Origin of the sequence: Streptomyces sp. HUAS CB01 (assembly GCF_030406905.1) — a bacterium.
In the GTDB taxonomy this organism is placed as follows: Bacteria; Actinomycetota; Actinomycetes; order Streptomycetales; family Streptomycetaceae; genus Streptomyces; species Streptomyces chengbuensis.
The window spans coordinates 7,765,601-7,778,738 of the sequence record NZ_CP129137.1 but is presented as its reverse complement, the minus strand read 5'-3'; the positions used below and the strand labels follow the sequence as shown (position 1 = coordinate 7,778,738).

Here is a 13,138-nt window from a genome sequence, read left to right as displayed (position 1 = left end):
GTCCTGCGCCACCGATCGACCGAAATTAACCTCCGGGCAACACCAAAGCCTTTTCGGAGAATGATGAATTCGGTAGAGCACCATGTGGACCTGGTCATCGGAATCACCCCCTTCGGTGAACCGGACGCCCGTCTCGCCGCCGCCGTGAGCCGCGCCGGCGGGCTCGGAGTGCTCGACCTGGGTTCGGGGGACCGGAGTGCGAGAGAGGCCCTGGCGGCTCTGCGCCGGTGGGCGCCCGGGCGCTACGGCGTACGGATCGGCCCGCGCTGCGCACAAGGCCCCGAATCCTTACTTGCCGAACACGTACCTGCCGCCGGGCCGGACACGGTGGTGCTCGCGCCGGACTCCGCGTGGGACACGGCCGCGATACCGCCGCAGGCCCGGCTCCGTGTGCTCGTGGAGGTCACGGGTCTGGAGGAGGCCCGGCGGGCCGTGGCCTCGGGCGCCGGCGGTCTGATCGCCCGGGGCAGTGAATGCGGCGGCCCGGTCGGGGAGTTCAGCACCTTCGTCCTGCTCCAACAACTCCTCGACGCGGAGGGGTTGGGCGTTCCGGTGTGGGCGTGCGGAGGGATCGCGCCGCGCACCGCGGCCGCCGCCGTGGTCGGCGGGGCCGCCGGCGTCGTGCTGGACACCCAGCTCGCGCTCCTGGCCGAGTCACAACTGCCCGAGGCGATCGCGGCGTTGCTGCGGACGGCCGACGGCTCGGAGACCGTGGTGTCCGGCGGTCACCGCACGCTGCGCCGGCGCGGCCCGGCGGGACGCTCCCCGGCCGCCGGGGAGGCCACCGGGGACGCCTCCGGCCCACCACCGCTGGCCGTGGGTCAGGACGCCTTTCTGGCCGGCCGCTTCGCCGACCGCTGGGGCGACACCGGCCGTGCCGTCCGCGCGGTGACCGGTGCCGTACGCGCCGCCGTGCGGGACGCCGAACCCGACGGCACCGCCGTACGCGCGCTGCGGCCGGACTCGGCGATGAGCCGCGCCCTGGGAACCCGGCTGCCGGTCGCCCAGGGCCCGATGACCCGGGTGAGCGACGGGGCAGCGTTCGCCGCCGCCGTCGCCGACGACGGGGCCCTCCCCTTCATCGCCCTCGCCCTCGCCGGCGCGGAGCGGTCACGGACGATGCTGGAGGAGGCACGGCAGGTCCTGGACGGCCGGCCGTGGGGCGTCGGGATCCTGGGCTTCGCCCCCGAGGAGACGAGGACCGCCCAGCTGGCCGCGGTCCGGGCGGCCGGCCCCACCCACGCGATCGTCGCGGGCGGCCGCCCCTCCCAGGCGCGGGTGCTGGAGGACGCCGGGATCAAGGCGTTCCTCCACGTCCCCTCGCCCGGCCTGCTGCTGCAGTTCCTGGACGCCGGGGCCCGCCGGTTCGTCTTCGAGGGCGCCGAATGCGGCGGCCACGTCGGCCCCCGGAACAGCTTTCCGCTGTGGGAGGCCCAGCTGGCGGTACTGGAGGACTTCCTCGACGGGCTCGCCCGCCGGTCGGACGAGGCGGCGGCCCGGGCCGCCGCCGAGCGGATCGAGGTGTTCCTCGCCGGCGGCATCCACGACGAGCGCTCCGCCGCGATGGCGGCCGCGCTCGCCGCGCCGCTGACGGCGCGCGGCTGCGCGGTGGGCACCCTGATGGGCACGGCGTACCTGTTCACCGAGGAAGCCGTCGCACACGGCGCCGTCCGGCCGCTGTTCCAGCGACGGGTGCTCGCGGCGGAGCGCACCGCACTTCTGGAGACGGCGCCGGGCCATGCCACGCGCTGTGTGCCGAGTCCGTTCAGCGACGCCTTCGGCACGCTGGCCGCCGGACTGCGCGAGGAGGGACTGGCCGACCGGGAGGTCTGGGAGCGACTGGAGCGACTGAACGTCGGCCGGCTGCGGATCGCGGCCAAGGGCGTGGAACGCACCGACGGCGGAGCGCTCGGGCCCGTGGACGAGGAACGCCAGCTGGACGAGGGCATGTTCATGGCCGGTGAGGTGGCGGTGCTGCGATCCGCCACCACCACCGTCGCACGGCTCCACTCCGCCGTTTCCCAGGGAGCGTCGCGCTTCCTCACCGAACGGGCCGCCGTCCTCGCTTCGCGCCCCGGGCTCCGCAGCGACAGCGGGACGGCGGCCGAACCGGAGCCGCCGCGGCCCCTGGACGTGGCGGTGGTCGGGATGGCCTGCATGTTCCCGGGCGCGCCCGATCTGGCCTCCTTCTGGGCCAACGTCCTCGACGGGGTGGACTCCGTCGGCGAAGTCCCCCGTGACCGCTGGGATCCCGGGGTGCACGGCGTCGACGCGGGCGGTACGGTCACGTCCCGCTGGGGCGGGTTCCTGCCGCCGATCCCCTTCGACGCCCTGCGGTACGGCATCCCTCCCGCCTCGCTGGGCAGCATCGAGCCCGTGCAGCTCCTGGCCCTCGAAGCGGCACGGCGGGCGCTGGACGACGCGGGCCTCGGCGACGGCGGCCGGACCTTCGACCGGATGCGGACGGGTGTGGTGTTCGGCGCCGAGCCGGGAAGCGACCTGTCGAACGCGACCACACTCCGGGCGGTGCTCCCCTCGTACTTCGGCGAGGTGCCGAAGGGCCTGGAGGAGCAGCTGCCGCCGCTCACCGAGGACTCCTTCCCCGGGATGCTGGCGAACGTGATCTCCGGCCGGATCGCGAGCCGGCTGGACCTGGGCGGTCCGAACTTCACCGTCGACGCGGCCTGCGCCTCCTCCCTCGCGGCGGTGGACGTCGCCTGCAAGGAACTGGTCGCGGGCACCAGCGACATCATGCTGTGCGGAGGCGCGGACCTGCACAACGGCATCAACGACTACGTGCTCTTCTCCTCGGTGCACGCCCTCTCCCCCACGGGCCGCTGCCGGGCCTTCGACGGTTCGGCCGACGGGATCGCCCTCGGCGAGGGCGTGGCGTGCGTCGTCCTGAAGCGGCTGGCCGACGCCGAGCGCGACGGCGACCGTGTCTACGGGATCGTCAAGGGCATCGGCAGTTCCAGCGACGGCCGGTCCCTCGGGCTGACCGCGCCGCGCCCGGAGGGCCAGCGCAGGGCACTGGAGCGGGCGCACCGCAACGCGGGCACGTCGCCGGCGGACGTGGGGCTGGTGGAGGCGCACGGGACGGGCACCGTCGTCGGCGACAGGACCGAACTGGACGTCCTCACCGACGTGTTCGAGGCCGCCGGTGCGAGGCCGGGCAGTTGTGTCCTGGGGTCGGTGAAGTCGCAGATCGGGCACACCAAGTGCGCCGCCGGTCTGGCCGGGCTGATCAAGACCGTCCTGGCCCTGCACACCGGCGTCCGACCGCCCACCCTGCATCTGGAGCAGCCCAACGGCGCCTGGCACGAGGACCGCAGCCCGTTCGTCTTCCACCGCGAGGCGCTGCCGTGGGCGGCGCCGCCCGAACGGCGCGTGGCGGGCCTGAGCGCCTTCGGGTTCGGTGGCACCAACTTCCATGTGGTGCTGGCCGCCCACAGCGGTGAGGTGCCGCCCTCACACGGGCGTGACGTGTGGCCTGCCGAGCTGTTCCTGTTCCGTGGCGCGGACCCGGCGGCCGCGCGCCGGGCCGCGGAGGAGCTGCTGGAGGCGGCGTCGGCGGCCGCCGACGGAGCCGAGGGGTGGCGGCTGCGGGATCTGGCGCTCGCCGCCTCCCGGCGTGCCGGGAGGGACCGCGGTCCGGTGCGGATCGCCGTCGTGGCGAAGGATCCCGAGAGCCTGTGCGGGCTGCTGCGGCGGGCCCTGGACGGTGAGCACGATCCGGCTGCGGGCATCCATCTCGCGGACGAGGGGGTGCCGGCGGCGGGCACTCCGGGCGGCACCGGCACCCGCACCGGGGAGGAGGGGCCACGGGGCGGAGGTACCGGAGGCAAGGTCGCCTTCCTCTTCCCCGGGCAGGGGAGTCAGCGCACGGGCATGTTCGCCGGTCTCTTCTCCGCCTTCCCCGACCTTCAGCACCTCCTCGCACTGGACCGCGCTACGGCAGCGGCGTTGCATCCCCCGGCCGCGTTCACGGAGGCCGTGCGCGGGCACCGCACCGCCGCGCTCACCGACACGAGGGCCGCCCAGCCCGCCCTCGGCATGGTGGACCTCGCCGCCCACGCGCTGCTGACCCGGGCCGGGGTCGTGCCCGACATGGCGGCGGGCCACAGCTACGGGGAACTGGTCGCGCTGGGCGCCGCCGGGGCCGTCGACCCGGAGACCCTGCTGACGCTGAGCTCCGAGCGGGCCGCGGCGATCCTGGCGGCGACCGGGGACGATCCCGGGGCCATGGCGGCGGTGGCCGCGTCCGCGGCGGACGTCGAACGGGTGCTGGGGGTGCCGGGGAGCGGCGGGGAGGACCCCGGACCCGACGGCGACGGCGACGGCGACGGCGAAAGCCGCAGCCACAGCGACGGCGAGGGCAACCGCGCAGGCCGTCGCGACCCCGGCGGGGACGGCGCAGCCCACGGCACCGGCGGGGGCCACCGCGACGCCGGCGGCACCCGGGCCCGCGGGCTCCTTCGCGGCGGACTCGTCGTGGCCAACCACAACGCACCGCGGCAGACGGTGATCTCCGGCCCCACCGCCGCGGTGGACACCGCGCTGGGGCTGCTGCGAGACGCCGGGCTCGGCGCGAAGCGGCTGCCGGTGGCATGCGCGTTCCACAGCCCGCTGGTCGCGGGAGCCGGTGAGCGATTCGCGCGCGCGCTGGCCGAACACCCGGTACGTCCACCGGAGTTCCCGGTGTGGTCGAACCGTACGGCCGAGCCGTACCGCTCCACTCCCGAGGGGATCCGTGCGGAGCTTGCCGCGCAGATCGGTGCGCCGGTGCGGTTCGCCGAGCAGATCGAGGCGATGTACGCGGCGGGCGCCCGGGTGTTCGTCGAGTGCGGGCCGGGACGGGTGCTGACCGGACTGGTGGCCGGCATCCTCGGCGACCGGCCGCACCGGACCGTCGCGTGCGCTCCCCGGCCGGGGAGCGGACTCCCCGAGCTGCTCGACGCGCTGGCCCGGCTGGCGGTGGCCGGGCTGCCGGTCACCACCGACTGGATGTTCCGGGGACGTGACGCGGTGGACCCGAGCCGGGCCGGGGGCGGCCGGCGGCCCGGCTGGACCGTCGACGGGCATCTCGTCCGTACCGCGTCCGGCGAACTCCTGCCCGGTGCGCTGGCACCGGCCCGACGTGTCGTGGAGACGACTGTGACGAGCCATCACGGGGGCCGGGCGGCCGAGGGCGCCGCGACCGGCCAGGACGCACTCATCGCCGAATTCCTGCGCACGAGCCGGGAGATGGTGGCGGCCCAGCGCGATGTCCTGCTGACGTACTTCGGCGGCCGGGCGCCCGGCGACCCGCTGCCCGCCCCGGCGGGTCCTCCGCTCCTGCCCGCACGGCAGGCGGAGGAACGGGACGCGCGGGACGCGGAGTCGGGCGGCACGCATGTGCGGGCCGGTTCTGCTCTCCGAGCCGGCCCGGTGCCGGATACGGGCCGGGCGGACGCGCCCGTGGACGCCGCCGCTTCCGCCGCGCCGCCGTCCGGTGACGACGTCCTGCGGATGATCGTGGACATCATCAGTGACCGCACGGGCTATCCGGCCGACATGGTCGAGCCGGGTCTCGACCTGGAAGCGGATCTGAGCATCGACTCGATCAAGCGGACCGAGATCGTCGGTGAACTGGCCGGGCGGCTGATCGAGGCCGGCGCGGTGCCGGCGGGCACCGGCTCGCTGGACGACGCCGCGATGGAGCAGCTGTCCCGGGCGCGAACGGCCGAGGCCCTGGCCGCGGGGATCTGCGCCCTGCTGCCCGGTGCCGGGCGAGACCAGGACGGTGCCCCGGCCGAGGCTCCCGCGCCAGGGCCGGGGCACCTGCCCGCCGCAGCGCCGGCGCCCGTCCCGGATGCGGACGGCAGCGGGTCGCACCCGCACCCGGACGCGTCCGCGATCGGGGCCGGGGCCGGGGCCGTACAGCAGTCCCACTCCGCACGGTCGTCGCACTCCGCGGACGACGGGGTCGTCAGCGCGTCCGGGGCCGCGCCGGCCCTTCGGGTGGTCGCGCCGAAACGTCTCGTGCTGCGGAAGGCGCCCCTGGCCGATGCCTCGGATGCCACCGGTGCCGCCGGGCCCGCGGCCCTCCAGGGGCGGCGGTTCGCGCTGCTCGGCGACGGGGACGGTGAGCTCGCGGGCGTCGCGGTGGCCCTCGCGGCGGCACTGGAACGGCAGGGTGCCGTGCCCGTCCTCCTCGACGCCGGGGAGCCGCTGCCGTCGCAGAACGGCCATGGGCCGCTGGAGGGCGTCGTCCTCCTCGACCCGCTGGCCGCCTCCGGGCCGCCCGTCCTGCCCGGCGTCTTTCCGGCGGTCCGGGCCGTGCTGGAAGCTCGACCCGCACGTCTCGTCGCCGTACGACTCGTCGAGGAGGGCCGGGTGGCCGAACGTTCGGCGGGGCTGCGCGGGCTCTTCCGGACCATTGCCCTGGAGTGCCCGGACACCGCTCCCACCGTGGTCGACCTCGACCCGGGCGACGGGGCGGGCCGGCTGCGCAGCCCGGACGGTGTCGCCGCCGCGGTGGTCGAGGAGTTGTCCGGGGCAGGCGGGGCTCCGGTCGTGGTGCGCGACGCCGACGGCCGGCACGGATGGGAGCCGGTCGAGGCGCCCTTCGGGCTGACGGCGGTCACCGGCGCGGGTCCCGCCGGGGACGGGGCGGCCGAAGCTGCGGCGCTCGGGCTCGACCGGGACTCGGTCGTCCTGCTCACCGGTGGGGCCCGGGGCATCACGGCCGCCTTCGCCGTCGCGCTCGCCCGTGCCTCCCGCTGCCGCCTCGAACTCCTTGGCAGGACGCCCGCTCCGACCGGGCCGGAGGATCCGGTGACGGCGGCGGCCGGCGACAGGGCGGCCCTGCGCCGCGTGCTCGCCGCGCGAGGCGGGTACGGCTCCCCCGCCGAGATCGACCGGGCGGCCGAACTGCTCCTCGCCCAGCGGGAGATAGCCGCCACCCTGGCGGCACTCGAAGCCGCCGGGAGCCGGGTCCGCTACCGCAGCGTCGACTGCCGCGACTCCGCGGCCGTGCTGCAGGCGGTGAAGGAGATCCACGCCGACCACGGGCGCATCGACGGGGTCGTCCACGCCGCGGGGGTCATCGACGACCGGCTCATCGCGGAGAAGTCCGTGGAGTCGTTCGAGAGGGTGTACGGCACCAAGGTCGCGGGCGCCGCGGCGCTCCTCTCGGCGCTCGACCAAATACCCGACGGCGGACCGTCGTTCGTCGTCCTGTTCGGCAGCGTGTCCGCGGTGTACGGCAACCGCGGGCAGTCGGACTACGCGGCCGCCAACGACGCCCTGGAGAACCTGGGCGAGCAGTGGAGGGCCCGTACCGGACGGCGGGTGCTGACGGTCCACTGGGGGCCCTGGGCGCCCGACGGACTCCACTCCGGAATGGTCGGCCCGGAGCTCGCACGCGAGTACGCCCGGCGCGGGATCGCCCTGATCGACCCGGAGGAAGGACCACTGGCGCTGCTGAGGGAGCTCGCCTGGGGCGACCCGGCGGCCGGGGCGGTCGTCCACACCGCCTCGGAGTGGTGACATGACCGCCGGAGGGCCGGACGGCGGCGGGGGGACGGCGGACGGGTACGCGGAAGGCGGCCGCGGCCGGCGCGGTGTCCCCGTCGCCATCACGGGCATGGCCGTACTCCTGCCGGGAGCCCGCGACCTGTCCGAGTACTGGCGCAATCTCGTCGCCGGGGTCGATGCCGTCGGCGAGGTGCCCGAGGGCCGCTGGGACGCCGCGTACTACCGCCCGGGAGCGGCCGACGGCCCGGCCGCGGCGGACCGGGTGTACTGCCGGCGCGGCGGTTTCGTGGACGCGCTGGCGGACGTGGACGTGACCCGTTTCGGCATCATGCCGAGTTCGGTGTCCGGTACCGAGCCCGACCAGCTGATCGCGCTCCAGGTGGCGGCGTCCGCCCTCGCGGACGCCGGTGGCGAGGAACGGCTGCCCGCTCGGGAGCGGGTCGGTGTCGTGCTGGGCCGGGGCGGCTATCTGACGCCGGGGCTGGTCCGCCTGGACCAGCGGGTGCGCACGGCGGCCCAGCTGGTGCGCACGCTCGGGGAGTTGCTGCCGGACATCGGTGCGGAGCAGCTGGACCGGGTGCGGGAGGCGTTCACCGAGCGCCTGGGTCCGGACCGGCCGGAGAACGCCATCGGGCTCGTCCCCAATCTGGCCGCCTCCCGGCTGGCGAACCGCCTCGATCTGCGCGGTCCCGCCTACACCGTGGACGCCGCGTGCGCCTCCTCGCTCGTCGCCGTGGACCAGGCGGTGGGCGAGCTGGCGTCGGGCCGGTGCGACCTGATGCTCGCCGGCGGGGTGCACCACTGCCACGACATCACGTTGTGGAGCGTCTTCTCCCAGCTTCGCGCCCTGTCCCCCAGCCAGCGCATCCGCCCGTTCCACCGGGCCGCGGACGGCATCCTCATCGGCGAGGGCACCGGCGTGGTCGTGCTGAAGCGGCTGGCGGACGCGGTACGGGACGGGGACCGGGTCTACGCGGTCGTCCGGGGCACGGCGGTCGGGAGCGACGGGCGTACGGGCGGACTCGTCAGCCCCGACCCCGGCGGCCAGATCCGTGCCGTGCGGCGGGCCTGGGAGGCGGCCGGGCTGGACCCCGCCGAGCCGGGGTCGATCGGTCTGCTGGAGGCCCACGGCACCGCCACTCCCGCCGGCGACGCGGCCGAACTGCGCACGCTGCGTGAGGTGTTCGGGCCGCCGGACGGTCGCGCGGCCGGCGGCGCGGGCGGGCGGGGGGCGGTGATTGGGTCGGTGAAGTCGATGATCGGCCACGCGATGCCTGCGGCGGGAGTCGCCGGACTGGTGAAGGCGGCTCTCGCCGTGCACCACGCGACGCTGCTGCCGACCCTGCACTGCGACGATCCCCATCCCGCGCTCGCCGGCACGCGTTTCCGCCCGTTGGCCGAGGCGGCGCCCTGGGAGTGCGGCCCCGGGGGAGCTCCGCGCCGGGCGGCGGTGAACGCCTTCGGGTTCGGCGGGGTCAACGCCCATGTCGTCCTCGAACAGGTCCCGGACAGCACCCCGGTCGTCGCCGGACAGGCCCCGCACCACGCCCCGGTCGCCATCGGACACGCCCCGGACAGCACCCCGGTCGTCGCCGGACACGCCCCGCACCACGCCCCGGTCGCCATCGGACACGCCCCGGACGGCACCCCGAACGTCGCCCGGCACGCCCCCGACAGCGCCCCGGACGTCCCAGAACGGGCCCCGGACGCGGCGCCGTTCACGGCTGCCCCCGAGCAGCCGGCCGCCGCGTTCCCGGCCGGTACCTCCGAGGGGCGGCACGGTTCCGGAGGCGCGGTCGCGGTCGCCGGGGTGATCGAGCCGGAGCGCGTCCTGCTGCTCACCGCCCGGACGCCGGAGGACCTCGCGGCCGCGCTGGACGCCGATGACGCGACGGTGCTGGCGTCGGGGCTCGCCGCCCCGGCGAGCCGCAGTGCGGGGCCGGTCCGTCTCGGCATCGTCGGTCCGACACCGAAGCGGCTGGCGCTCGCCCGCCGGGTCACCGCCAAGGGCAGGGCGTGGCGCGGCCGAAGCGACGTGTGGTTCGCCCCGTGCCCGCTGCTGGCCGGCGAGCGTCCGGGCCGGATCGCCTTCGTCTTCCCGGGACTTGAAAGCGAGTTCGAACCGCGCGTGGACGATGTCGCCGACCGCTTCGGGTCTCCCCCGCCGGGGCCGTCGGGCGGCGGATCGGCGGCCCGGGTCGGGGACGTCGGCCGGCACGGGCTGGGTGTGGTCGCGGTGGGCAGGCTGCTGTACACGGCGCTGCGCCGGATGGGCGTCGTACCGGAGGCGGTGGCCGGGCACAGCATCGGCGAGTGGACGGCCATGGCGGTCGCGGGCCTGTACGCCGAGCGCGCCGTGGACGACTTCATGGCCTCGCTGGACCCCGACTCGGTGGAGGTGCCGGACCTCGCGTTCGCCGCGGTGGGTGCGTCGGCGGACCGCGTACGGGCGGGGCTGGACGCCCTGGGACTCCCGGTGACGCTGTCCCACGACAACGCGCCGCGCCAGTCGATGGTGTGCGGACCGCCGGACGCGGTCGAGGACTTCGCCCGCGCGTTCCGTGCGGAGGGGGTGCTGTGCCGCGTGCTGCCGTTCCGCTCCGGGTTCCACACGCCCATGCTGGAACCCTCCCTGGGACCGTTCCGTGCCGCGGCCGAGCGCTTCGCCCTGCACACGCCCACCGTGCCGGTCTGGTCGGGCACGACGGCCTCGCCCTTCCCCCGTGACGAGGCCGCCGTACGGGAGTTGTTCGTCCGCCATCTGCTGGAGCCCGTGCGCTTCCGCCAGTTGACCGAGGCACTGTACGCGGCGGGGTTCCGGGCCTTCGTCCAGGTCGGTACGGGAGCCCTCGGGTCGCTCATCGGCGACACCCTCGCGGGGCGCGACCATCTCGTGGTCGCGGCCAACACTCCGCACCGCCCGGGCCTGGCGCAGCTGCGACGGGTGGCGGTGGCACTGTGGGCGGAGGGTGCGGCGGTCGATCCGCACGTGATCGACCGCTGTGACGGCGCGGCGGGCGTCCGGACCTCCCCCGCGCGCACGGTGGCGCCGGCCACGACGCCGATGCCCGCCTCCGGACCGGTCGGTGGCGGTGGCAGTGGCAGTGGCAGTGGCAGTGGCAGTGGCAGTGGCAGTGGCAGTGGCAGTGGCAACGTGCCGTCGCGCCCTCCGGTACGGCTCGATCTGAGCGGCGGGTTGGTGTCCCTGGCCCCGGACGTGCTCTCCGAGCTGCGGCTGTCGCTGCTCACGGCGCACGGGCGCTCCCCGGCCGGTACGGGCACGCCGACGGAGGACGCCCCGGCGCCTGCCGGGCCCGGACGGGCGGGCGACGGTACGGCGGAACACGCCGTGGCAGGAGGTGCCGTGGGACCGTCGGCCGTCCGCGGCCGGCCGCACGAGCCTGCCGGAACCGGGGCCGGGGACCCGGCTGACCGGTTCCCGGCACTGGCGGAACTCAACGCACTGATGCGGGAGACGGCGGCCACGGCCGCCGAGCTCATCGAGGCGGCCGGCCGCAGGCCCTCGCCGGTGCCCCGGCCGGGCGGCACGGGGCGCCACCACGGTCCCGCCCCGACACACCGTCCCGCGGCCCGGCCCCTCCGGACCCCGCCCGCGGCCCGTCCCCACGGAACCCCTACCGGGCCGGATCCCGCCGCGACCCCACCCGTCCGCTCCGTGCACACGGTCCGGGTGGGCACCGACGCGATGCCGTACCTGCTCGACCACTGCTTCTTCCGGCAGCGGGCGGACTGGCCCGACGTGGCCGACCGCTGGCCCGTCGTCCCGGCCACGACGATCGTCCACCACCTGATGGAGGCGGCCGAGCGCAGCGCACCCGGAATGCGTGCGATCGCCGTGCACGACGCCCGGTTCGACCGGTGGCTGACGGCCGCCGAGCCGGCGGACGTGACGGTCACCGGCACCCCCGCGGGCCCGGGACGGGTGGCCGTTTCGTTCGGGCCGCACGCACGCGCGGTGGTCGAGGTCGCCGCGAACCACCCGGCGCCCCCGCCTCCCCGGGATCCGGCGGACTTCCGTGACGAGCGCGTCCCCGACCACTCGGCGGCCCAGTTGTACGACGAGCGCTGGATGTTCCACGGCCCCGCGTACCAAGGGGTCACCGCACTGCGCGGCATCGGCGGGCGGCACGTCCGCGCGGTGCTGACCACACCGCCGGCGCCCGGGGCGCTCCTGGACAACGTGGGGCAGGTCCTCGGCTACTGGATCATGGCGACCGCCTCCGAGCGGACGGTCGTGTTCCCGGTCCGGATGCGCCGCATGCGGTTCTTCGGCCCGGCCCCGCTGCCCGGCAGCGAGGTCGAGTGCCTGGTGCGTGTCACCTCGCTCACCGATGATCTCCTCGAGGCGGACGCCCTGCTGACGTACGGCGGCCGGGTCTGGGCCGAGCTGCACGGCTGGCAGGACCGCCGCTTCGACAACGATCCGCACACGCGTCCGGTCGAGCGCTTCCCGGAACGCCACACCCTGTCCATGGCCCGCCCCGGCGGCTGGGTGCTGGTCCACGAACGCTGGCCGGACCTGGCGTCACGCGACCTGATCATGCGCAACATGCTGGGTGGCGCCGAACGCGCCGTCTACGAACGGCAGTCGCCGCGCGGGCGGAGGCAGTGGCTGCTGGGCCGGATCGCCGCCAAGGACGCCGTGCGGCAGTGGCTGTGGCAGCGGGGTGAGGGCCCGGTCTTCCCCGCCGAGCTGGCGGTCGACAACGACGACCGGGGACGCCCCCGGGTGGCCGGGACGCACGGACGGGCCCTCCCACCGCTGGCCGTGTCCCTCGCCCACCGGGCCGAGGCGGCGGTGGCGATCGTGCGCCCGGGCGGCCCGGATCCCGTCGGCGGCGCGGTCACCGGCCCCGGCATCGACATCGAGGAGATCGCCGAGCCGTCCGGGGCCACGCTGGCCGCCGCCCTGGATCCGGGCGAACGCGTGCTGCTGACGGCCTGTCGCACCCGGAGCGGCACGGACACCGGGGTGGACCCGGGCGCTTCCGAGGCTCTCTGGTTCACCCGGTTCTGGGCGGCGAAGGAGGCGGCGGCCAAGGCGGAGGGAACGGGCTTCGGCGGCCGCCCCAAGGACTTCGCCGTCGTGGCGGCGTCCGGGGACCGGCTCACCGTCGAGGTGCGGGACACCTCGGGCACTCCGGTCCGCACGTACCCGGTCCGGTGCGAAGAGGTGGACAACCCACCGGGGCTGCCCGCGCGTTCGTACGTCGTGGCGTGGACCGAGGGACCGGAACGGGGCGGGTCGGGCACGGAGAAGAAGGAGGACGGGACTTGACCACGAATCGGCCGACGGGTCCGTCGGGGGCGGACGAGGACGCGATACTCGCCGACATCACGGCCATGATCGCGCAGGTGCTCGAGGACGACGGCCTCGACGACGCGGAGGTCGGGATGGAGACACGGTTCAGCAGGGACCTGGAGTTCGAGAGCATCGACCTGGTCACGCTGGCCGGTCATCTGGAGGCCCGGTACGGGCGCGACGTCAACTTCGCCGAGTTCGTGGCGTCGATGGAGCTCGACGACATCATCGAGCTCACCGTCGGCCGGCTCGTCGAGCACGTCGCGCGGTGCCTGAAGAGCGCGGGGGCGGCCTGAC

At 75.7% G+C, this 13,138-nt stretch carries 3 protein-coding genes; all 3 read left to right on the top strand.

Going from position 1 to position 13,138, the window contains the following annotated elements; translation table 11 throughout:
• Positions 1–63: 63 nt before the first annotated feature.
• Genes QRN89_RS34035 through QRN89_RS34025 form a run of 3 tightly spaced genes read left to right on the top strand, consistent with a single transcriptional unit; the run spans position 64 to position 13,137 of the window.
• Positions 64–7,530 carry a type I polyketide synthase gene (locus tag QRN89_RS34035; RefSeq protein ID WP_290353965.1) on the top strand — a complete coding sequence of 2,489 codons (7,467 nt, stop codon included), beginning with the start codon at positions 64–66 and terminating at the stop codon, positions 7,528–7,530.
• A gap of 1 nt (position 7,531) precedes the next feature.
• Positions 7,532–12,817 (top strand): type I polyketide synthase, encoded by a 5,286-nt coding sequence (locus QRN89_RS34030; protein WP_290353257.1) that lies wholly within the window; start codon positions 7,532–7,534, stop codon positions 12,815–12,817.
• Positions 12,814–13,137, top strand: a complete 324-nt coding sequence (locus tag QRN89_RS34025; protein WP_290353256.1) for an acyl carrier protein — start codon at positions 12,814–12,816, stop codon at positions 13,135–13,137. The genes QRN89_RS34030 and QRN89_RS34025 overlap by 4 nt, the downstream gene beginning before the upstream one ends.
• Position 13,138 lies beyond the last annotated feature (1 nt).